24 protein-coding genes are annotated in these 21,776 nt (G+C 61.4%); 10 read left to right on the plus strand and 14 right to left on the minus strand.

The features are described 5' to 3' along the window. Window positions 1-38 precede the first annotated feature (38 nt). A complete protein-coding gene (locus tag V5N13_RS05790) occupies window positions 39-1,625 on the plus strand; it encodes an acetolactate synthase large subunit (RefSeq protein ID WP_336359986.1) in 1,587 nt (528 codons plus the stop codon). Here the strand turns inward: V5N13_RS05790 and V5N13_RS05795 are convergent. Continuing rightward, on the minus strand, window positions 1,622-1,912 hold the full coding sequence (locus tag V5N13_RS05795; RefSeq protein WP_332899908.1) for a hypothetical protein: 291 nt from the start codon (window positions 1,910-1,912) through the stop codon (window positions 1,622-1,624). The two genes, V5N13_RS05790 and V5N13_RS05795, sit on opposite strands and share 4 nt — an antisense overlap. Then, the gene (locus tag V5N13_RS05800; RefSeq protein ID WP_332899909.1) at window positions 1,912-2,955 is read right to left on the minus strand and encodes a zinc-binding dehydrogenase; all 1,044 of its coding nucleotides are present in this window, start codon (window positions 2,953-2,955) and stop codon (window positions 1,912-1,914) included. Before V5N13_RS05800 ends, V5N13_RS05795 begins: the two co-directional genes overlap by 1 nt. Window positions 2,956-3,091: 136 nt before the next feature. On the opposite strand from V5N13_RS05800, the gene V5N13_RS05805 reads away from it, so the two are divergent. Together V5N13_RS05805 and V5N13_RS05810 are read left to right on the plus strand one after the other, a co-directional pair. After that, window positions 3,092-3,538, plus strand: a complete 447-nt coding sequence (locus V5N13_RS05805) for an ester cyclase (RefSeq protein ID WP_336359987.1) — start codon at window positions 3,092-3,094, stop codon at window positions 3,536-3,538. Between the two features lie 50 nt (window positions 3,539-3,588). Further along, window positions 3,589-4,221 (plus strand): MogA/MoaB family molybdenum cofactor biosynthesis protein, encoded by a 633-nt coding sequence (locus tag V5N13_RS05810; protein WP_336359988.1) that lies wholly within the window; start codon window positions 3,589-3,591, stop codon window positions 4,219-4,221. Here V5N13_RS05810 and V5N13_RS05815 read toward each other — a convergent pair. Next, entirely contained in the window at window positions 4,218-4,655 is a 438-nt protein-coding gene (locus V5N13_RS05815; RefSeq protein ID WP_336359989.1) for a DUF6884 domain-containing protein, read from the minus strand. The genes V5N13_RS05810 and V5N13_RS05815 overlap by 4 nt on opposite strands. Before the next feature lie 143 nt (window positions 4,656-4,798). Here V5N13_RS05815 and V5N13_RS05820 point away from each other — a divergent pair, with 143 nt between their 5' ends. Continuing rightward, window positions 4,799-5,281 (plus strand): SRPBCC family protein, encoded by a 483-nt coding sequence (locus V5N13_RS05820; protein WP_336359990.1) that lies wholly within the window; start codon window positions 4,799-4,801, stop codon window positions 5,279-5,281. A gap of 43 nt (window positions 5,282-5,324) precedes the next feature. Continuing rightward, a complete protein-coding gene (locus tag V5N13_RS05825) occupies window positions 5,325-6,023 on the plus strand; it encodes a 5-formyltetrahydrofolate cyclo-ligase (protein ID WP_336359991.1) in 699 nt (232 codons plus the stop codon). Here V5N13_RS05825 and V5N13_RS05830 read toward each other — a convergent pair. Then, window positions 6,020-6,337 (minus strand): cupin domain-containing protein, encoded by a 318-nt coding sequence (locus V5N13_RS05830; RefSeq protein ID WP_336359992.1) that lies wholly within the window; start codon window positions 6,335-6,337, stop codon window positions 6,020-6,022. The two genes, V5N13_RS05825 and V5N13_RS05830, sit on opposite strands and share 4 nt — an antisense overlap. Window positions 6,338-6,453: 116 nt before the next feature. Here V5N13_RS05830 and V5N13_RS05835 point away from each other — a divergent pair, with 116 nt between their 5' ends. Next, the gene (locus tag V5N13_RS05835) at window positions 6,454-7,269 is read left to right on the plus strand and encodes an aldo/keto reductase (RefSeq protein WP_336359993.1); all 816 of its coding nucleotides are present in this window, start codon (window positions 6,454-6,456) and stop codon (window positions 7,267-7,269) included. Here V5N13_RS05835 and V5N13_RS05840 read toward each other — a convergent pair. After that, window positions 7,266-7,715, minus strand: coding sequence for a pyridoxamine 5'-phosphate oxidase family protein (locus V5N13_RS05840; protein ID WP_336359994.1), 450 nt, complete (start codon window positions 7,713-7,715; stop codon window positions 7,266-7,268). The genes V5N13_RS05835 and V5N13_RS05840 overlap by 4 nt on opposite strands. 91 nt (window positions 7,716-7,806) lie before the next feature. On the opposite strand from V5N13_RS05840, the gene V5N13_RS05845 reads away from it, so the two are divergent. Further along, on the plus strand, window positions 7,807-8,478 hold the full coding sequence (locus V5N13_RS05845; RefSeq protein WP_336359995.1) for an MBL fold metallo-hydrolase: 672 nt from the start codon (window positions 7,807-7,809) through the stop codon (window positions 8,476-8,478). Between the two features lie 3 nt (window positions 8,479-8,481). Here V5N13_RS05845 and V5N13_RS05850 read toward each other — a convergent pair whose 3' ends face one another. The 4 genes from V5N13_RS05850 to V5N13_RS05865 all read right to left on the minus strand — a co-directional run bounded on the left by V5N13_RS05850 (window position 8,482) and on the right by V5N13_RS05865 (window position 12,021). Then, entirely contained in the window at window positions 8,482-8,799 is a 318-nt protein-coding gene (locus V5N13_RS05850) for a DUF7126 family protein (protein ID WP_332899919.1), read from the minus strand. Next, a complete protein-coding gene (gene guaA, locus V5N13_RS05855; protein WP_336359996.1) occupies window positions 8,799-9,716 on the minus strand; it encodes a glutamine-hydrolyzing GMP synthase in 918 nt (305 codons plus the stop codon). Before guaA ends, V5N13_RS05850 begins: the two co-directional genes overlap by 1 nt. Continuing rightward, window positions 9,716-11,356: a CTP synthase gene (locus tag V5N13_RS05860; protein ID WP_332899921.1), complete on the minus strand. Its 1,641-nt coding sequence runs from the start codon at window positions 11,354-11,356 to the stop codon at window positions 9,716-9,718. Before V5N13_RS05860 ends, guaA begins: the two co-directional genes overlap by 1 nt. Before the next feature lie 68 nt (window positions 11,357-11,424). Further along, on the minus strand, window positions 11,425-12,021 hold the full coding sequence (locus V5N13_RS05865) for an alpha/beta hydrolase (RefSeq protein ID WP_336359997.1): 597 nt from the start codon (window positions 12,019-12,021) through the stop codon (window positions 11,425-11,427). 55 nt (window positions 12,022-12,076) lie between these two features. Between V5N13_RS05865 and V5N13_RS05870 the strand changes: the two genes are divergently transcribed. Further along, on the plus strand, window positions 12,077-12,883 hold the full coding sequence (locus V5N13_RS05870) for a PspA/IM30 family protein (protein WP_332899923.1): 807 nt from the start codon (window positions 12,077-12,079) through the stop codon (window positions 12,881-12,883). A 43-nt stretch (window positions 12,884-12,926) separates the two neighbouring features. Next, window positions 12,927-13,964, plus strand: a complete 1,038-nt coding sequence (locus tag V5N13_RS05875; protein ID WP_336359998.1) for a hypothetical protein — start codon at window positions 12,927-12,929, stop codon at window positions 13,962-13,964. On the opposite strand, the gene V5N13_RS05880 is transcribed toward V5N13_RS05875, so the two are convergent. Beyond that, complete coding sequence (locus V5N13_RS05880) at window positions 13,961-14,422, minus strand: hypothetical protein (RefSeq protein WP_336359999.1); 462 nt, start codon at window positions 14,420-14,422, stop codon at window positions 13,961-13,963. The genes V5N13_RS05875 and V5N13_RS05880 overlap by 4 nt on opposite strands. Before the next feature lie 79 nt (window positions 14,423-14,501). Next, window positions 14,502-16,424: a threonine--tRNA ligase gene (gene thrS, locus V5N13_RS05885; protein ID WP_336360000.1), complete on the minus strand. Its 1,923-nt coding sequence runs from the start codon at window positions 16,422-16,424 to the stop codon at window positions 14,502-14,504. Window positions 16,425-16,651: 227 nt separating this feature from the next. On the opposite strand from thrS, the gene V5N13_RS05890 reads away from it, so the two are divergent. Further along, window positions 16,652-18,487 (plus strand): threonine--tRNA ligase, encoded by a 1,836-nt coding sequence (locus tag V5N13_RS05890; RefSeq protein ID WP_336360001.1) that lies wholly within the window; start codon window positions 16,652-16,654, stop codon window positions 18,485-18,487. A 10-nt stretch (window positions 18,488-18,497) separates the two neighbouring features. Here the strand turns inward: V5N13_RS05890 and V5N13_RS05895 are convergent, their stop codons facing one another. The 3 genes from V5N13_RS05895 to V5N13_RS05905 all read right to left on the minus strand — a co-directional run bounded on the left by V5N13_RS05895 (window position 18,498) and on the right by V5N13_RS05905 (window position 21,758). Then, a complete protein-coding gene (locus tag V5N13_RS05895; RefSeq protein ID WP_336360002.1) occupies window positions 18,498-19,514 on the minus strand; it encodes an NAD-dependent epimerase/dehydratase family protein in 1,017 nt (338 codons plus the stop codon). Window positions 19,515-19,710: 196 nt separating this feature from the next. Then, window positions 19,711-20,748, minus strand: a complete 1,038-nt coding sequence (locus tag V5N13_RS05900; protein ID WP_336360003.1) for a dipeptide epimerase — start codon at window positions 20,746-20,748, stop codon at window positions 19,711-19,713. Next, window positions 20,745-21,758: a DUF1611 domain-containing protein gene (locus V5N13_RS05905; RefSeq protein ID WP_332899930.1), complete on the minus strand. Its 1,014-nt coding sequence runs from the start codon at window positions 21,756-21,758 to the stop codon at window positions 20,745-20,747. The genes V5N13_RS05900 and V5N13_RS05905 overlap by 4 nt, the downstream gene beginning before the upstream one ends. Between the last annotated feature and the right edge of the window lie 18 nt (window positions 21,759-21,776).

Below are 21,776 nucleotides of genomic sequence, written 5' to 3' on the forward strand. Positions count from 1 at the left end.
GCCGGTGGAATGATGGCTCGGTGGGACAAACGTGCGGTATGAAAGCGTCTGACTTACTCGTCGAGTGTCTCACGCTGGAAGGGGTGGAGTACATTTTCGGCCTGCCAGGGGAGGAACTCGAAGACGTGCTGTTTTCGCTCGAAGCGTCGTCAATCGAGTTCATTCCGACGCGCCACGAGCAGGGGGCAGCGTTCATGGCGGATGTCCACGGCCGGTTGACCGGCGAGGCGGGCGTCTGCCTGAGTACGCTCGGTCCCGGCGCGACCAACCTGCTCACGGGTGTCGCGGACGCACACCTCGATAAAAGCCCGCTCGTTGCGATTACGGGACAGGGTGGCCGAGAACGCCTGCACAAAGAGAGCCATCAGGCGCTCGATATCGTCCACATGTTCGAGCCAGTCGTGAAGTGGAACACGCAGATTAGCGAACCCGAAGTCGTGGGCGAATCGGTCAGGAAGGCGTTCAAACTCGCAGAGTACCAAAAGCCCGGCGCGACCCACCTAGAGTTCCCCGAAGACGTGGCGGGAGAGGAGACGAACGCGGAACCGCTCGAACAGCGCGGCCGGGTTCGCCGGCCAAACCCCGACGAAGCGTCGGTCGAGCGCGCGACAGAGCTGCTCTGTGGAGCCGAGAAACCGCTCATTCTCGCTGGCAACGGTGCGGTGCGAACCCACGCTGGCGACCTGCTCGAACGGATTGTCGAGCAGACGAACATGCCCGTCGTCGCCACGTACATGGGCAAAGGCGCGATTTCTGACGCGGACGACCACTCGCTGATGACGCTCGATTCGGGTGCGAACGACGAAGCCCACGCCGTCATCGAGCGCGCGGACGCGGTGCTCGCCATTGGCTACGACATCGCAGAACACGATCCAGCGAACTGGAACCCCGACCTCGACAAGGAAGTCGTCCACCTCGACCACGAGCCAGCAGAAGTGTATGAACACTACAACCCCGACGTGGAGTTGGTCTGTGACATCACGGCGGGGCTTCGAGCCTTGGACGCCCACCTCGACGGCTGTTCGACGGACGACGACTGGTACGCCACCGAGCGGGAGACGCTCGTGACGGAAGTCGAGACGAAACCCGACGCGGACGCCGAGTTCAGCGTGGCTGGCACCCTCCCATATCTCCGCGAAGCCATGGCCGACGACGACGTGCTCATCTCCGACGTGGGCCACCACAAGATGGTCATCGCTCAGAACTTCCCGGCCTACGAACCGAACACAACCATCATCTCGAACGGACTTGCGACGATGGGAATTGCGGTCCCGGGAGCCGTTGCCGCAGACCTCGCGGTGGACGCGAACGTCGTTGCGGCAACGGGCGACGGCGGCTTCCTGATGAATGCCGCGGAAATCGAAACCGCAACCCGACTCGGCTGTGGGTTCACCATCATCGTGTTCAACGACGACGATTACGGCCTCATCTCGAAAAAACAGCGCGACCACACCGGCGAATCGTTTGGAACCCACCTCACGAACCCCGATTTCGTCACGTTCGCAGAGAGCTTCGGCATCGACGCCTACCGCCCCGACTCGTGGGACGAACTCGAAACCGTGTTACAAACAGTCGTCCCCGCAGACGAGATGGCGCTGGTCGAAGTGCCCTACTCACGGAGTTAGGGACGCGTCGTCGCCCACACCGCAAGCGACCCGAGCAAGAACGCTGGAATGAGCGGCAGAAACAGGTAGGTGTCTCGATACGAGAGGCCGAGGCCCACGACGAAGTCTTGGGCCATCGGCAGGAGTAAAATCGCACCCGGGATGACGAGGAAGGAGACGATGATAACGCCCACGAGAATCCAGCCTCGCCAGCCGAACTCGCGGTCGTCTGTGGGCTGTTGGGTCGCGTTCGCGTCGCCACTTTCCTCGAAGGCGGCCGGGTCGTGGACGTATCGGTCGTCGGCCATTACTCGTAGTGGGCGTCTGGAACGACTACAACCTTCCCAAATCCGTTTCGGGTTTCGAGCAGCTTGTGGGCGCGTTTGATGTCGCTCATCGGAAGCACATCGCGGACGTGCGGGCGGAAGGTGCCGTCCCAGACGAGCGGGAGCACGTCGTCTGCCTCGCCGGGCGTCCCCATCGAGGAGCCGAGAATCTGGAGCTGGTGCCAGAAGATGCGGTTCAAGTCGGTTTCTGGATGTCGCCCAAGTGTGGCTCCGCACGTGACCAGCCGGCCGTTTTTCGCGAGACTCTTTATCGAATCTTGCCACGTCGGGCCGCCGACGTGGTCGACGATGACGTCCACGCCGCGTTTGTCCGTCATCTCGTAGATTTCGCTCGCGTAGTCGGTTTTCTCGTAGTTGATGACGTGGTCTGCACCACACTCGGCGGCGAGTTCGAGCTTTTCGGGGCTGGACGCCGTCGCGTACACCTCCGCACCGGCGTATTTGGCGATCTGGACGGCGGCGTGGCCAACCCCGCCGCTCGCGCCGAGGACGAGCACTTTCTCGCCGGGTTCCAACTCAGCGCGGGTGATGAGCATGCGCCACGCCGTCTGGAAGACGAGCGGTGCAGCCGCCGCCACTTCCCACGAGACGTGGTCTGGAACCGGGACGAGGTTGGTTTCAGGGACGGCGGCGAGTTCGCTGTGGACGCCGCGGGTGTGCTCGCCAAGGACGCGAAAGTCCACACAGAACGACGGGTCGCCGTCACGGCAGAACTCACAGACGCCACACGAGAGTCCGGCGGTGACCGCGACGCGGTCACCGGGTGCAAAGCGCGTTACGTCCTCGCCAACCGCGTGGACGACGCCCGCACCGTCGCTCCCGGGGATGTGGGGAAGCGGAAGGTCGAGGCCGGGCAGCCCGCGGCGCGTCCACACGTCGAGAAAGTTGAGCGCCCCTGCCCGCATTTCGACCACAACCTCGTCGCGGTCGGGTTCGGGGTCTTGGAGTTCGTCGTACTGTAACACATCACGGTCGCCGTGTTCCTCGAAATAGACCGCCTTCATACGTCACAGACTCCCGTGGGAGGGCAAAACAGTACGGTCTGCGGAAAACGTTGAGAATCCTCGAAACTGGAGAGTCTCGGCCGCGAGCAGAGTAGCATATCGTGTGCGGCGGCGTAGATTCAACTGGGTGAGAGCAATGGCTAGTAAAGCGACACGCCCGGCAGCATCGAACGGTGAGATTGCGCGAGAACTCTGGACGAGCATCAACGATGGGGACTTCAGCGTCGTAGACAAGTACGTTTCAGAAGACTACGTCGAACACGACCCGAACGCACCCGAGGAGATTCGCGGCCGCGAGGGGTTCAGACAGAACATCGAACAGTACTTCGCCGCCTTCCCGGACATGGTGATGACCATGGAAGACCTCATCGAAGAGGACGACAAGGTGGTGACCCGCTGGTCTGGAACCGGCACCCACAAGGGTGAGTTGCTGGGCATCGCACCGACGGACAAGCCTATCAGCGTGACGGGCCTCGAAATCGAGCGCTACGAAGACGGCATGCTCGTAGAAGCGTGGTCGAACTTCGACGTCCTTGGCCTCATGCGTCAACTCGGTGCAATCCCCGACGAAATGGGAGCGTAACCCTCCGTTTTTCCCGGACAGTTTTTGTCATTCCGCGAGTAGTGACGCCAATGACCGAGAAGAAAAACCCCGACACAGCACATGGCCACGAGAAGGAAACGGACCACGACGGGCACGTACACGACGACGACCACGGGCATCACGACCACGGCCACGACACCCACGAACATGACCACGGACACCACGACCACGACCTGAAGTCGGTGAGTGTCGCCATCGTCACGATTTCGACGTCACGGTCGCTCGATGATGACCCCGCCGGAGACGCGATTGCAGAAGCGTTCTCTCACGCCGGGCACTCGGTCGCAACCCGCGAACTCATCGGTGACAAGTTCGATGGGATTCAGCAGACGGTAGACCGCCTCGTCGGCCGCGACGACGTGGATATCGTCGTCACCACCGGCGGCACGGGCGTCACCCCCGACGACGTGACCATCGAGGCAATCACGCCGCTGTTCGAGAAAGAACTCCCCGGCTTTGGCGAACTGTTTCGCCAGCTTTCGTTCGGTGAAATCGGCACCCGTGTCGTCGGCACGCGGGCGACTGGCGGTATCGCAGACGGAGTGCCCGTGTTCGCCCTCCCCGGAAGTGAGAACGCCGCACGACTCGGCTCCCACGAGGTCATCGTCCCCGAAGTGAGCCATCTGGCCGGGCTTGCAAAACGAAGCGAACCCGACGCCTAAGGCGGCGTTACGAGCCGTGTTTCGTCCGACTCAATCGCGTCCGAATCAGGTTGCACGACGGTAACGCCCGCATTTTCTGCCTGTCGATACACCGGTTCAAGCGCCGCCTTGCAGTAGTCGTCGGTGAGAACGACGACCCGCGAATACTCTGGGTTCTCGTCGTCAAAGAGCACCGCCCGCAACTGCTGTTGGAGCCGTTTGACCCACTGCATCTCCTCGAACGGGCCAAACGCCTCGTGCGTGAGGTCGTAGCTCTCGATTTCCCGCTCTGGGCTGACAATGTCGTACTTGGGTGAGACGACGACCCACGCATCGCAGGTCTCCTCTGCGTATGCGCGACGCGACTCGAATGTGGCCCCAGCATACTGCGTCCGAACCGCACGGGCCCCACCCCGTTGTTCGATACCCCCTTGGACGATCCCGATGGATGCCATAGCTGGACAACGTTGGGTATCGCGTAAAAAGCTAATGGACGCCAACACGAACAGCCAGAAAAGCGTGAATTTTCGCGAGGTTCGGATATTACTCGCGGTATTTCACGGAAACAGTCATTCTCTCAGTCAGCGTAGGTGCTGGTATGGCACGGGTAGAAGCATCGACCACGATTCGGGCACCGCAAGAGTACGTCTGGGAACTCGTGTGCGACGTGAGACGCTATCCAGAGATTTCGTCTGCGTTCACAGAGCGCGTGACCTACGTGAGCGACGGGCCGGTCGGGAAGGGAACCGTCTACCGCGAATACGGTGGCGTCGGGCCGATGAAAGCCGAAAGCGAGTGGGTGATAACCGAGTTCACGGAGCCGACGCGACAGGTACACGAAGGCGACCTCGGCGTGATGCAACCCATACTGACCATCGAGTTAACGCCGATGGGCGAGGAGACGCGGCTGTTTCAGGCACTCGACTTCGAGCTGCTGCCGCGGGTTCGCCCGGTCGGACGACTGCTCGAAGCGCTGTTCGTCAAACGAACGATGCAACGCGGCCTCGACGACACCGTGGGGAACGTCAAACGGATTGCAGAGCGCGAGTACGAAGCCGAGTCGAAGCGGTCGGTGACCTGACTGCAAGCGCCAATCGTTTTTGCGCGGTTCCGGTAGTGTGAGCATGGACAAGCAACGCATCCGCGAGCGCGTCTGGGACGCCCTCGAAGCCGAGAGCATCGCTCGGTTTCCGTTTCCGCCACACGGTCGGATACCGAACTTCGATGGCGCGCGCGACGCCGCAGAGAGGCTGGCTGTAACTCCCGAGTGGCAGGAGGCGACGACCATCAAGGCGAATCCCGATTCGCCACAACTCCCCGTCCGCCGCCAGGCGCTCGCGGCGGGGAAGACGGTGTACATAGCCGTCCCGCGCCTACGCGACGAGCGATGTTTCGTCCGGTTAGACCCGGCGACCATCGACAACACCGACCGTGCCGCCGCCATCTCGCACATGGACGAGTACGGCGAGCAAACCGGTCCGGACGAGATAGATAGCGTCGACCTCATCGTGTCCGGAAGCGTCGCCGTCACAGAGGAAGGCGCGCGTATCGGAAAGGGCGAAGGCTACAGTGATTTGGAGTACGCCGTGTTGCGCGAACTCGAACTGGTAGACGACGAGACGCCCGTGGTGACGACGGTCCACGAGCGACAGGTCGTAGACGACGCAGTGGAAATCGAGGCCCACGACGTGCCGATGGACTGTATCGTGACCCCGGAGCGCGTGATTCGTCCCACTGGCGGGCAGAAACCTGCGGGTATCGATTGGGCGCTACTGGACGAGGAACGAATCGCAGAAATCCCCGTTCTCAAGCGGTTTCGTTAGCTCGGGAACGGCGCGAGCGTCGCGGTGAAGTACACCACGTCCTCGGTATCGTTTCGTGCGCCGTGGAGGACGCCGCGGTCGTGGAACACGACGCCCGGGGCTTTGACGCGCTCTTCTTCGTCGTCTTGAATCACCGTCACCGTCCCCTTGACGACGTGAAACACGTTCGAAGAGCTGTCGTGAGGGTGGGGTTTCAACACCGCACCGGGGCCGAGGGCGAACAGTTTGACGAGCGCGTCATCGGAGACGACTAACTCTTCGGTGATGATTTCCCCCTCTTCAGGGTCGGGTGTGGTAAAGCGATTGAGCGACATGGCAGAACCCACGCGCGGGTCGCCCTTAGCGTTTGGCCGTGGAACTGAGTCAAGAAAGCCGGACAGTCTCACGAGACGAAAAAGCGGTTAGGCCCTCTGAGCGCGTTTATCTCTGCATGGAGTACGTGGTCGCACAGGGGGCAGCGGTTCCGAAAATCGGACTGGGGACGTGGCAACTGCGCGGGACGACCTGTCGGCGCGTGGTCGAAGACGCTCTCGACCTCGGCTATCGACACATCGACACGGCACAGAACTACGGCAACGAGCGACAGGTCGGCTCCGCGATTGCGGCGTCGGGGGTTGACAGAGACGAGATTTTTCTGGTCACGAAGCTCTCTCCGCGCAATCTGGGCGAAAAACGAGTGGCTGAGACGACCAAAGAAAGCCTCGCGCGCCTCGGCGTTGAGTACATTGACTGCCTACTCATCCATCGGCCGAACCCGCTGATTCCCGTGCGCGAAACGCTCGATGCCATGAACGACCTCGTCGAAGAAGGCGTCGTCCATCACATCGGCGTGAGTAACTTCAGCCAGTCACAGCTCATGGAAGCCCGCGAGCAGTCGCTCGAACCGATTCTGACCAATCAGGTGCGCTACTCACCGTTCGACCGGAAACAGGCGCTGGTCGAATACTGCCAGATTCACGACGTGGTGTTGACCGCATACAGCCCGTTTTTACACGGTGGGATTCTCAGAGATAGCACGCTCTCTGGCATCGGGCTTCGCTACGAGAAGTCGGCCGCACAGGTCGCGTTACGCTGGCTGATTCAACAAGAGAACGTCGTCGCCATTCCGAAGGCGTCGTCGTACCCACACCTGAAACAGAATATCGAGGTGTTCGATTTCTCGCTCACCGCAGAGGAGATGGCGCGTATCGGCCGCCCCTCTGCCGCCAAAACGATTTCCGGCACGATTCGAGGGTTTCTGACCTAAGTGCCGCTTCCTTTCCGGCCAGTTTTCGCTTCGATGTCGAGGACGTATCCCTTGATGTCGCCCATCGGGTCGGCTTCGGAGAACAGACTCGGATGCCACGCGTTGTCGGCCATCGTGTCGCGGGCGTGGGCGACTTCGTCGTCGCGCACCTCGCGCAATCGACCCGTCACGATGACACTCTGCCAGTCGAACTTGGAGTTGACCTGATAGGCGAGAAAGCTGGCCGTGTCCGTCGTGTCCACGAAATCGCGTTTCTGTGACGCAACGCCGAGTTGGAGAAACAGGAAATAGAGGTGGTCACCGTCGTAGCCAAACGAGACGGGCACGCCGTAGGCGTCGCCGTCTGCAGCGAGCGACAGCGTGCCGTAGCCCTGACTTCTGAGAAAAAAGTCGATTTCTGTCTCCTGCATCACGCCCCCCTGTTCGGTGAAATCCTCTGTTGACATCGTCGTACCTGACAGTACATTGGAGCGCAGAGCGGTTAAACGAATATCTCGGGCGAAACTGCCACGGGGCTAGAGCGCGTTTTCTCACGTAATGGTCAATCGACTCGGAACGATTGGATGGTGGTTCGACCTCCGCGGCGTCAACGCCTATCTCGTCAAAGACGGCGACGCACTCACGCTCATCGACGCAGGCAACCCGTGGGACGCAGACACCCTCCGCGCAGAAATTGAAGCGACGGGCCACACTGTGCGCGACGTAGACCGCGTCCTGCTCACCCACTACGACCTTGACCACGTCGGCACGCTCGCTCGACTCACCGAACTCGACGCACCCATCTACATCGGCGCGGACGACGCCCCCTACCTCCAAGGTGAGGACCGACCGACGTGGCGCAATCGAAAGGCCGCCCTCCAGCGCCTCGCCGGAGCGATGGTCAAACCAGTCACGACGGTCGAACGCATCGAAGACGGCGACGAAATCGGCAGTTTCACCGCCTACCACACGCCCGGCCACACGCCGGGACACGTCGCCTACGTGAGCGAGGACCTCTCGGCCTGCTTCCTTGGCGACCTCGTCATGGAGCGGAACGGTCGGCTCGAACCCTCGCCGTACATGCTCAGCTACGACGACGTGGCAGTCGAACAGAGTATCAAGGCACTCGCGGCGCACGACTTCGAGTTCGAAATCGCCGCAATGGGCCACGGCGTGCCCTTTGTGACGAAGGGTGCGGCCCGCCTCGACCTGCTGGCGGCGACCCTTTGAGAATTAGACCAGTTCTTCTGCGACCGTTTCGACGGCGAGCAGGGCTGGGTCGATGATGAGACCGGCCTGTCCGCGGACGAACTCCGGCACCGAATCGTCCGCGTAGACGACGACGCGAAGCGACTCGTTCAGGTCTTTTGCGACCGGAATCGACGTGGCCTGTGACACGTCCGTGAGGACGAGCAGGTCACAGTCGGTGATGCCCGCGTCTTCGAGCGCGGGGCGGTTTGCGATACCATCGAGATAGGTGACGGAGACACCCCTTCCTTCGAGGGCGTCGCCAAGTGCGTACTCGTCTTCGCCGACGACGATTGCATTCATTATTCGTATTCGATGGTAGCAGGCGGTTTGTGGGTTACGTCATAGACCACGCGCGAGACGTTGTCGAGCGTGCCCGTGATGCGCGATTGGATGCGCTGGAGCGTCTCCCAGTCGAGTTCCTGTGCCCGGGCGGTCATGCCGTCGCGGCTCTCGACCGAGCGGACGGCCACAATCCAGCCGTGAACGCGGTTGTCGCCTTTGACGCCGGTTGCCTTGCCGATGACGGCGGCGAGCGCCTGCCATGGCTCGTACTCTTCTAACTCCTCTTCGACGATGAACGTCGATTCGCGCGCGACGCGCACCTTCTCCTCGGTGACTTCACCGATGATGCGCACGGCGAGGCCGGGACCGGGGAACGGCATGCGTTCTGCGATAATCGATTCGAGGCCGAGGTCGCGGGCGACCTCGCGGACTTCGTCTTTGTAGAGGTCACGGACGGGTTCGACGATGCCCTCGAAGTCCACCACGTCGGGGAGGCCGCCGACGTTGTGGTGGGACTTGATTTCCCCGTCGGATTCGATGCGGTCGGGGTAGATGGTACCCTGCACCAGATAGTCCGCATCGACTTCGTTTGCGACGGTTTCGAACTCGCGGATGAACTGTGCGCCGATGATCTCGCGCTTCTCTTCGGGGTCGGTGACGCCCGAAAGCGCGTCGAGGAAGCGGTCTTGGGCTTCGACCACGCGGAGGTTCTCCATGAACGAGAACGTCTCGCGGATTTGCTCGGTTTCGCCCTTGCGCATCAGGCCGGTGTCGACGTACACGGGCGTGAGTTGGCCACCGATAGCGCGGTGGGCGAGCGTGGCGGCGACCGAAGAGTCCACGCCGCCCGAAAGGGCAATGATGGCGTGGCCGTCGCCAACTTCGTCTCGAATCTCTGCCTCGGCTTCTGGGATGAATTCGTCTACGGTTACCATTAGGCTTCAACCTCCGTTTGCTGCGCTTCGAGCACTGCTTTCACGAGGCCGACGAACGGCGGACTCGCCCGCCCGGGGCGGGACTTGAACTCGGGGTGGAACTGCGTGCCGAAGAAGTACGGATGGTTCGCGAGTTCGACGATTTCCATCCGGTTTTTCGCCTTGCCCGAAAAGACGAGGTCGTCGGCTTCGAGCTGGTCGATGTACTTCGGATTCACTTCGTAGCGGTGGCGGTGGCGTTCGACACAGGACGTGCCGCCGTACACCTCGCTTGCGAGTGTGTTCGGGGAAATCTGGGTTTCGTGTGCGCCAAGGCGCATCGTTCCTCCGAGGTCTTCTAAGTCGTACTGCTCTGGGAGCAGGTCGATGACTGGGTGGGGCGTCTCCGGCTCCATCTCCGTCGAGTCTGCGCCTTCTAAGTCAAGGACGTTACGCGCGTACTCGATGACGGCGAGTTGGAAGCCAAGACAGAGGCCGAGGAACGGGATATCGTTCTCGCGGGCGTAGCGGATGGCCTCGATCTTGCCGAGGGTGCCGCGCGACCCGAAGCCGCCGGGGACGACGATGCCGTCCGCGTCGCGGAGGCGTTCCATGTGGTTGTCGGCCATCTCGTCTGAGTCAACCCAGAGGATATCCACGTCGACGCCCTGGTCGAGTCCGGCGTGTTTGAGCGACTCGTGAATCGACATGTAGGCGTCTTCGAGAGCGTACTTGCCGACGAGCGCGATTTTGACGGAACCGTCGGTTTCCTGAGTAACGAGGTCGCGCCACTCGTTGTTGCGCTCTGCTTTTGGGAGGGCGTCGTCTGCGAGGGCGAGGTGCTCCATGACGTACTCGTCAAGGCCTTGCTCTTCGACCATCAGCGGGACGTGGTAGATGTCTTCGACGTCGGCGTTAGAGAAGACGGCTTCCGTCGGAACGTCGCAAAAGAGTGCGATTTTCTCCTTGGTTTCGGGTTCGAGTTCGGTCTCACACCGGCCAACGAGGATGTCCGGCTGCAGGCCAATCGAGCGCAGTTCTTTGACGCTGTGCTGGGTTGGCTTCGTCTTCTGCTCGCCGTTTTTCGAGTACGGGATGAGCGTGACGTGGGTGAGAAGGACGTCGTCTTCGTCCTCTTCGTGGACGAACTGGCGGAGGGCTTCTAAATACGGCATGCCCTCGATGTCGCCAATCGTGCCGCCCACTTCGACGATGCACACGTCGTGGCCGTCTGCGGCCTCGCGGATGCGCCGTTTGATGTCGTCGGTGATGTGCGGGATGATCTGGACCGTCTTTCCGAGATAGTCCCCAGCGCGCTCTTTTTCGATGACGTGCTGGTAGGTTTTCCCCGTAGTGATGTTGTGGTCGAACGTCATGTCGATATCGAGGAAACGTTCGTAGTTGCCCAGGTCTAAGTCCACTTCGCCACCGTCTTCTAAGACGTACACTTCGCCGTGCTGGTAGGGATTCATCGTCCCGGCATCGACGTTTAAGTACGGGTCAATCTTGACCGCAGTCACGTCGAACCCAGCGTTCGAAAGCAGTCGGCCAGTGCTGGCGGCGGTGATACCCTTCCCGAGTCCGGACATCACACCCCCGGTAACGAAAATGAACTTGTTCCCGAGTGTCGGGTCGTAATCCGTTTCGGGTTCCGTCGGCATACTGACTGTCCGCAAGCGTTCTTCAAAACCATTTCGGAGCGACGGAGCCACCGAGAGGGAGTCACACACTACAGGTGTGGAACCAAAAAGTCACAGACGCAACGGGAAACTTTCTGGGTTTGCCCGACGAAAAAGTGGTCAGCACTCAACTCATCAACACGATAGCCGAGGGCGCGCGCTCGGTCGACAACTGGCTGCCAGTTCGCCGTCGTGTCGCGCGTGGCGTACACCACCTGCGTCGGTGCTGAAATGTTTTCGAGCGCGGTGGCCGTGTCGAAGCCCGCGGGCAGGGACCCAGCCGGCGCGAGCGCGCTTACCGCCGCGAGGTCGTCGCGGTTTGCCGCCGTGAGTAACGCGATAGCGCCGCCAAACGAGAAACCGAAGAGTCCCACGGTCTCGTAGTGGTCGTGCGCCCACGCGATGGCGTTGCGAGCGTCTTCGCGTTCGCCACGGCCTTCGTCCCACGCGCCGTAGTCAAAGCGCAGGGTGGCGATGCCGTGGTCTCCGAGTGTGTCTGAGACGGTAGTGAGGCGGGAGTCGGTTCGACGGCCACCGTGTTGGGGATGTGGCGGGCACGCGACGACGACGCTCGTCGCATCTGGGACGGCGTCGTGGCTCGCGCGCACGTCGCGGCCACCCGGAACGAGAACGGGGTCTGCTGTCATTACTGACTGTTAGTGAGGTGAGAGTTTTTAAGGCCGCGCATGGCCAATAGCACCCATGGGAATCTTCTCGCGCATGTCGTACGTCATCCGCTCGAAACTGAACGCGCTGCTCAACCGGGCCGAAGACCCGACCGAGACGCTCGATTACTCCTACGAGCAGATGCGTGACGAGCTACAGGACGTAAAACGAGGAATCGCAGACCTCACCACACAGAAAAAGCGCCTCGAAATCCAGAAACGCCGCCTAGAGGAGAACGTCGAGAAGCACAACCGACAGGCGCGTGAAGCCGTCAACCAAGACCGCGACGACCTCGCCCGACAGGCCTTAGAGAAGAAAAAACAGAAGATGACCCAAATTGAGGAACTCGAAGGCCAGATTGCGAGTTTGCAGAACACTCAGGACAACCTCGTTTCGAAGAAGAACGAACTTCAGAATCGCATCGAGGAGTTCCGCACCCAGAAAGAGACCATCAAAGCCCGCTACGAGGCCGCAGAGGCGAGCACGCGCGTCTCCGAGGCGATGACGGGCGCGGGCAAGGAGATGGAAGACGTGTCCCGCGCCATCGAGCGCGCCCGCGAGCGCACCGACGACATGGAAGCCCGCTCTGAGGCGCTCGACGAACTCCAAGATTCGGGCGCGTTCGAGGACGCACTCTCCGATAAGGACTCCATCGACCGCGAACTCGAATCGCTTTCCACCGACAACGAAGTCGAAGCCGAGTTAGAGACGCTCAAAGCTGAAGCCGGGAAGGGAACGACGAGCGCAGAATCCGAGACGGACGCCGAAGCAGAGACCGAAACTGAAGCAGTAGACCCCGAAGTCGAAGCCGAACTCGAAGACATCAAAGAAGAAGACAACTGAGCGGCCACCAACCCTTTTGAGGCGCACGGAGTTTCTCGGTTAGATGAGCAATGGAAGCGGCGAGCCGAGCGACACGATGCGAGCCCGCGTCCCCGAAAACCGCGCCAAACTCTGGTTTCTCATGGAGGCGAATCGCTGGCTGGTGGCGGGCATGTTGCTCGCCATCTTCTTTTTCGCCCTCGTGGTGCTCGGCGCGCTCGACCCGAGCCTGATTCGCGGGACGATGGCGAACAAAGACCCGACCGAGACGCTGTTTCAGGCCTTTGTTACGGCCATCATCACCGGCGTGACGCTCGTGGTGACGCTGAACCAGCTCGTGCTCTCACAGGAACTCGGCCCGATTGGTGACCAGCGCGAGCGCATGGAAGGGGCGATGCAGTTTCAAGCCGACGTCGAGGACACGCTCGATACGCCGGTGAGTCCCGCAGAACCCGCCCGCTTCCTCCAGTCGATTATCGAAGCGACCGGCGAGCGGGCACACAGACTCGCGGACGGACTCAGCGGCGACCTCACGGATGACGAACGCGAGGAGATTACCCGCTTTACCGACAGTGTGACTGAAAACGCAGACGAGGTAGCAGACCGCCTCGACGACGCCCAGTTCGGGACGTTCGACGTGCTCTCTGCGGCGCTCGACTTCAACTACTCGTGGAAGGTGTACGAGGCCCGACGCATCCAGAACACGTACGACGAGCAGCTCGGCGAGGACGCAAACGACGCGCTTGACCAGCTCCGCGAGGCGCTCACCTTCTTCGGCCCTGCGCGTGAACACTTCAAGACGCTCTACTTTCAGTGGGAACTCATCAACCTCTCTCGCGCGATGCTGTACGCGGCCGTCCCCGCGCTCATCGTCGCCACAGCGTCGATTATCTATCTCGATGCGAACGCCGTGCTGGGGACGTTCCTCGGCCTCGACAATCTCATCTGGGTCGTGAGCGCGGCGGCGGCCATCTCGGTCGTGCCGTTCGTCATCCTGCTCGCGTTCATCATGCGAATTGCGACGGTGGCAAAGCATACGCTCTCGATTGGCTCGTTCATCCTCAGAGACACCGAGGGCAGTCACAAAACGGGTGGCAACTAGGCGGCGACGGGTTCTCGAAGCAGTTTTTCGAGTTCGTCCGCTCGACCGGCCGTGAGCGGGCCGGGGGCGTGCCACCGCACCTCGCCGTCACGCGCGACGAGGAAGGCGTGCATCGAGTGTTCTGAGAGAATCTCTAACTCCCAGCGAAACGGTCGTTTGTCGATGAACGCCGTAATCGTGCGTTCGCGCATCGTTTCGTCGTCGGTGTCTGCGCGCAGGCCGCCGCCGAAAAATGGGCGGACGAGGCGATAGCTGCGACTCAACACGGAGAGTTCGTAGGACTGGAACCTCTCGTGGGTCGCACGGAGATTTTCGACGAACGGTTCCCAAGAGTCCACGTCTGCCTGCTGATCGCGGCTGAACACGACGAACACGAGGTTCAGGTCGCCCGCGAAATCTGCCGGCAGTCGAAACTCCTTGCCTGCTTCAGTTGATCCGGTTACGGTTGGAAATTGCAACGCAATACACGTCGTGGCGGGGGTGCCAGACAGGTGAAGATTTGCGGGGAAACAGGATAAACGTGCCTGCGATTCGGACTTACGCGAGGAAATCAGGTTCGAGGCGTTTTTCTTCCTGTTCAGATTCGAGGTGGGCTTGGAATTCTGCGAGTTCCACACCATTGCGGTCGCGCTCTTTGCGGTCGCGCACGGAGATGGTGCGGTCTTCTTCCTCGTTGCCGCCGATGATGATTTGGTACGGCACGCGGTCGGTGTGGGCCTGCTGAATCTTGCGCCCGACCGTCCACGAGCGGTCTTCGATGGTGACGCGGAAGTCACCGAGGCGGTGTTTGAGTTCTTTCGCGTACGGGATGTTGTCGTCGCTGACCGGGAGGATGCGCACCTGCTCTGGGGCGAGCCAGAACGGGAACTTGCCGTTGTAGTGCTCGATGAGCACCATGAAGAAGCGCTCGAAGGAGCCGTAGAGCGCGCGGTGAATCATGACCGGCCGGTGGTCTTCGTTGTCCTCGCCGGTGTAGGTGAGGTCGAAGCGCTCTGGCATGTTGAAGTCGAGTTGCACCGTCGGTCCGTCCCACACCCGGCCGAGGGCGTCCTCGAACGAGAAGTCGATTTTCGGCCCGTAGAACGCGCCATCTCCGGCTTCGACGCGGTAGTCGATGCCCGACTCGTCGAGCACGCTTTCGAGTTGCGTCTCTGCTTGCTCCCAAATTTCGTCGCTGCCGACCGATTTCTCGGGGCGGGTGGCGAGGGCGACCTTGTACTCTAAGTCGAACGTTTCTAAGACTTCGAAGATGAGGTCCATCGTGTCTTCGACTTCGGATTTAATCTGGTCGGGGCGGACGAACAGGTGGCCGTCGTCGATGGTGAACGCCCAGACGCGCGAGAGCCCGGAGAGTTCGCCGCGTTGTTCTTTGCGGTACACCTTTCCGTTTTCTGCGTAGCGAACGGGCAGGTCACGGTAGCTCCACGACCCCTGCTTGAAGATGGTCGCGTGGCCGGGGCAGTTCATCGGCTTCAGGCCGTACTCCTCGTCGTTCACATCGAGGAGGAACATGTCGTCCACGTAGTTGTCGTAGTGACCCGACTGCTTCCAGAGTTCCGTGCGGAACAGGTGGGGCGTCTCAACGTAGTCGTAGCCGAAGCTCTCGTTCAGCGACTGGCCGTAGCCTTCGAGTTGTTGCAGAATTTTCTTCCCGTTCGGGTGATAGAGCGGGAGGCCAGGGCCGGTGACTTCCGGAATCGAAAAGAGGTCGAGTTCCTGGCCGAGTTTGCGGTGGTCGCGCTCTTTTGCCTCTTCGCGCTGTTCTAAGAATTTCGTGAGGTCTTTTTCAGACTTGAACGCCGTCCCATAGACGCGGGTGAGAGTGTCGTTTTCTTCGTCGCCGCGCCAGTAGGCCGAAGAGATGTTGAGGAGTTTGAACGCGCCGATTTCGCCGGTCGATTCGAGGTGCGGGCCTTTACAGAGGTCTTTGAACTCGCCTTGCTCGTAAAAGGAGAGTGGGTCGTCGCCCGCGGCCTCGGTCTCCAAAATATCGCGTTTGTACGGGTTGTCCTCGTACAGCGAGAGGGCTTCTTCCCGGGAGAGTTCGACGCGCTCTATGTCGAGGTCGTCTACGATGATGGAGTCGGCTTCCGCCTCGATGGCGCGCAGGTCGTCGCTATCGATGTCAACGCCGGTGATGTCGTAGTAGAAACCGTCGTCGGTCCACGGCCCGATAGTGAGTTTGGCATCGGGGTGGATGCGCTGGAGGGCTTGGGCGAAGACGTGGGCCGCAGAGTGGCGCAGGACGGAGAGGTACTCGTCGCTCTGGGGTGTGACGATGACGAGCCGGCAGTCTTCGGTGAGTGGCGTTTCTTTGTCAACGAGGTCCCCGTCAACGACGCCAGCGACCGTGTCTCGGCCGAGTCCGGGCCCAATTTCGAATGCCACGTCTTCGACCGTCGACCCCGACTCCATGTGGAGTTCGGAACCGTCGGGTAACGTGACGACGATTTCGCTCATGGCCGAGGTAAGAAAGAGACGGAAAATAAGTGTGTTGAGACGCGGCCACGCCCAAAGCGTGCGAAAAGCTGTCAACCACGACAGGTTTATGCCGGACGGTCAAGTTTGCCTAGCTATGAGTGTGTTGTTCGGGACAACACGTGGACTCGCCTCCTTCTAAGTAGCTGCGCCGCTGGCTCGCCGTTTGCCACGACTGCCCACATCCACGTATCCAACCCAAACCACTAATGAAACTCCTGTTCATCCACGCAGACCACCTCTCGTTCGAGGCGAAAAAAGAAGCCGGCCGCGACATCGCGGAAACCGACGGCGTCCCCATGGAGGGGCGCATGGACGACTGCGTCACCGTGTTCATCAGCGTCGAATCCGGCGACGCCGCAAGCGTAGACGGCGTCGTCGAAAACGCCGCCGCAGAACTCCGCGACGTGACCCAGCAACTGAACGCGGACAAGGTCGTCCTCTATCCCTACGCCCACTTGAGCAACGACCTCGCGCCACCGGACGTCGCAAAGCGCGTCATGCAAGCACTCGAAGCCGAACTGAAAGACGACTACGACCTGCTGCGCGCACCCTTTGGCTGGTACAAGGCGTTCGAAATCTCGTGTAAGGGCCACCCGCTCTCTGAACTCTCCAGACACGTGAGTGCCCACCGAGACGAAGAAGAAGACGCCGAACCGCGCGAACCGAGCGAGTGGCGCGTGCTCACGCCTGATGGCGAACTGCGGGACCCCGTAGGGGAAAAGGCCCAGTTCAGCGAGGACTTGCGGGCGCTCATCGCCGCCGAAGTCGAGGGCGTCACCGCGAGCAAGGGACAGGAACCGCCCCACCTCGCGCTGATGGCCGAGAAGGAGTTCGTCGGCTACGACGAGCTTTCAGATGTTGGCAACCTGCGGTGGTATCCGCGCGGGAAACTCGTGCGCGATTCGCTGATGCAGTACGTGTCTGACCTTGTTATCGACTACGGTGGGATGCCCGTCGAGACGCCAATTATGTACGACCTCGGGGCGCGCTCGATTAGCGATCACGCAGCAAAGTTCGGCGAGCGACAGTACCGCTTCGAGTCGGGTGACCGCCGCATGATGCTCCGCTTTGCCGCCTGCTTCGGCCAGTTTTCAATTATGCGCGACATGCACATCGCAGCGAACGACCTGCCGCTGCGAATCTACGAGATGAGCACCTACTCGTTCCGTCGCGAACAGCGCGGCGAGGTGCTCGGCCTCAAGCGCCAGCGGGCGTTCACGATGCCCGACATGCACACCGCGACGAAGGACATGGAGCAGGCCAAATCCGAGTTCGAAAAGCAGGCGAAACTCGGCTACGCGACGGGTGAGGACTTGGGCGTCTTCTACGAGGGTGTCTTCCGCATGACCCGCGCGTTCTACGACGAGAACCGCGCGTGGGTCGAGGGCGTGGTCGCAGACCTCGGCAAACCCGTGTTGCTCGAACTCCTGCCCGAGCGCCACCACTACTGGTCTGCGAAAATCGACTTCGCCGTCATCGACGGCCTTGGCCGCCCCATCGAGAATCCGACGGTGCAGATAGACGTCGAAAGCGCAGCACGCTTCGACATCGAGTACAGCGACGGCCAGCAAACCCACCACCCGAACATCCTGCACTACTCGCCAAGCGGGAGCATCGAGCGAGTGATGGCCGCCCTGCTCGAACACGCCGCGACCGAGAAGGTGCCGCGCCTGCCGACGTGGCTCTCACCGACGCAGGTCAGGTTCATTCCCGTGAGCGACGACCACGTCGCCTCCTGCGACGAGCTGGTCGAAAAACTGGCGGCGGCGAAGATTCGTGCCGACGTAGACGAGCGCGCCGAAACCGTCGGCAAGCGCATCGCAAAAGCCGAACGCGACTGGGTTCCCTACTACGTCGTCGTTGGCGACCAAGAACTCGAATCAGGCGAGTTCAAAGTGAACCGCCGCGCAGCGGGCGACGAGGTGCGCCAGTCGTTCGCGGCGCTCCGTGAGGCAGTCGATGCAGAAATCGGTGACCGGCCGCGACGGCCGCGTTATCTTCCGGCGCACGTAAGCGCTCACCCGCACTTTACGGGTGCGTAAGCGACGACGCTCAGACGGTGCGCCAGATGACGGATTCAGAATGCTCGCCGGTCCATGTTGGCTTCCCCCGCCGGTTGGTGAGCCGGCCCTTTTGTTCCCACTCCTCTATGATGTGGGAGAGGCCGTCGCGGTAATCACCAAAGTGGGGACGCCAGCCCGTTTCCTCGCAGAACGGTTCGTTCGTCGTCGGCATCGGGTGGCTGAAGAAGTCAACAGCCTCTTTCAGGGTGAAAAAGCGAGCAAACCACGCGGGGACGCGCCGTGGTTCCGCTGCGCCGAGCAAGCGCGCGAACTCACTGAGGTACGCAGCAGTCGTGACCGGGTTGTCGTCGGTGACGTGCCAGAGGCCGTTGGTTCTGCGATCGATAGCCGTCGTGAACGCGCGGGCGGCGTCGTCTGCGTGCAGACACGAGAGCGTTGCGTCTTTCCGACCGAGGAGGCCCCCACCGATTATCGGGAGTTCGCCTTCGAGCAGCCCTTGGGCGATGAGTTGGGTGTGGGCAGCATCGGGGGCGTACAGCCAGCCACAGCGCAGAATGCTCACGTCGTATGCGTACTCCATGCGCGCATCGATGGCGAGGCGCTCTGCATCGACCTCTGATTGGGTAATCGCGGTTGGATTCCAGTCGTCTTCCTCCGAGAATTCCCCGCCATCCGGTCGGCGAGCAACCCAGACGAGGCTCTGTTGGACGTACTGGTCTGCGCCGATGTGTCCGGCCGCTGCGGTGAGGTGTTTCGTGCCTTGGCGTCGAATCTTGTCGTTGCGCGCCCAGTCCTGTTTCGTCGGTGAGCGCGTCTTTGGAACTGCAGAGGCCGCGTTCACCACCACGTCCGCGCCGTCTGCGGCGGTGAGCAGCGAATCAAAATCAAGGACGTCTCCACGTCGTGGGTCACCGCCGGCGTCACGAATCACCGCATCGTTTCGCGCAGACCGACTGAGGCCAACGACCTCGTGGCCCTCGCGGGCCAGTTCAGAGACGAGTCTCCGGCCAAGGACTCCGGTCGCCCCAGCAACGAAGACGTGCATACACGTGAATTGTGCTACAATTATAAAAACGCACACATTTCTCGAACTACCTGAAATGTCCAGCTAGAGGTGCTAATTCGAGTTAATAGATGTGTTGTCTGACACAGTATGTTGTTATCATTAAGTTACAGCCATAGTGACAGCAGTGTGTAACAACACCTGAAAGAGACGCAGGAAACCGAGAGAACGGTCGTGATTAGTGGGGGCGTGCGCCTGTTCCAGGCCGTGTGGGGTCAAGTTCGAGTGTACCCGCGGGCATCGAAATCCCGTCATATCTATCTTCTGCAAGGAGCAGCGAGCCGTCTATGTCGGCGTAATCGAGCAACGGAGCCAACTGCGCCGCCGCCGCGATCGAAGCGTTCGACTCAATCATACACCCGAGCATCACTTCGAGGCCGTGGGCGCGCGCAGTGTGAATCATCCGCTTCGCTTCGCGGAGGCTACCACACTTCATCAATTTCAGATTCGCAATGTCCACGCGGTCTGCAATCTGCGGGATGTCCGCGAGGGTGATACAGGACTCGTCTGCGGCGATGGGGAGCGGCGAACGTTCGTAGACGAATTTCAGGCCTTCGGGGTCTTCTGCGGGAACCGGCTGTTCGACGAACTCGACGTCGTAGTTGTTGAGCACGTAGGTCATCTCGACGGCTTCACGGGGTGTCCAACCCTCGTTTGCGTCGACGCGAATCGTCGCGTCCGGGGCGGCCTCTCTGACCGTCTCGATGATCTCCTCGTCGCGGTCGGTGCCGACTTTGACCTTCAGGATATCGTAGCCCGAATCGACGGCCTCGCGGGTCTTCTCGTGCATTCGCTCTTTCGTGTCGATGCCGATGGTGAACGACGTGTCCGGCGCGGAAGACGCGTCGAGCCCCCAGTACCGGTACAGCGGCAAGTCTGCGCGTTTTGCGGCGAGGTCGTGGAGCGCGATGCTCACCGCGACGCGGGCGGCCGGGTTCAGGTTCACGCGCGCCTGCATTTTTCGCTCGATTTCATCGAGGGCGTGGGGGTCGCCCACCTCCTCGACTACTTCGAGCAGCGTCGGGAGGACGGCTTCGACGGTGGCTGCAGTCTCGCCGTAGTGTTCGGACGGCGCAGCCCCTCCAACGCCGACGTTCCCCTCGTCGTCTTCGATGCGGACGATGACGTTCTCTGCCACCTCTTGGGTGCCCCGGGCGATGGTGAACGGATTTTCGAGCGGGAGCGAAACGCGCTCGAAGGAAGCGTCGAGGCTCATAGGACCTCGTCTAAGATGGTGTCCGGGTCGAAGCGGACGGGGTCGGTCGCGGGTGCGTCGATGGCGTCTGCGAAGTCATCGACGGCGGCCTGTGCGTCTTCGTCTCCCTCGACAGAGCGCGTGTTGAGCGCCCCGGCGACGACCTCGGTCTCGTGAACCGGGCGCGCGAGGTCTTCGTAGAGCTGTCGGTAGGTGCTGAAGTCGGGGAGGGCAAAGGATTCGTAGCCGTGGATGGCCTCGCGCCCGGCAGCGTGACAGAGGACGAGTTTGTCCGCCATCGAGCCGTGGAGGATGCCGCAGGTGACCGCGGAGTAGGCGGGGTGGATGATGGTACCCTGCCCTTCGACGAACAGGTAGTCGTGGTCGTTGCCCTTTTCGAGAATCATCTCCTCGACTGCGCCCGCGGTGAAATCAGAGACGACGCGGTCGACGGGGTTGCCCCAGCCTTCGATCATGATGCCGGTCTGGCCCGTCGGGATGAACTCGGCGTCGATGCCGCGGTCTTGCGCCGCACGGGCGAGTTCGAGCGAGACGGTCATTTTCCCCACCGAACAGTCGGTGCCGACGGTGAGGATGACTTCCGCATCCACGGAGTCTGCGATTCCCTGTGCGACGGTCAGGTCGTCGTGGGGTTTGCGCACGTCCCAGATGTCCGCGCCGTGTTCTGCGGCGAGTTGGGCGAACTCCTCGTCGTCTTCTAAGAAGTAGTGCAGGCCGGAGATGACGTCCTTGCCCGCTTTGAGCGCAGTGCGCACGTCGTCGCGCCACGTGTCGTCGAAGCCGCCGCCGATGGGCGCGATGCCGATGACGAGCGCGTCGTAAGAATCCACATCGTCGATGCTGGCGACGACGGGCGCGTCTTGCACGTCCGGCACCGTGTCGTGGACGCGCGTGCCGGGGCTGTCTCGGTCGAGGACGGCCACGACGGTGTCATCCGAGTACCGCAGGATGCCGAGTGCAGTTTTCGCCTCGTCGGGGAACTTCTCGTGTGCGAGTAGGGCAATGTCCATACCGACTGTTCGTACGAG

The organism is Haladaptatus sp. ZSTT2 (genome assembly GCF_037081775.1).
Lineage (GTDB): Archaea > Halobacteriota > Halobacteria > Halobacteriales > Halococcaceae > QDMS2.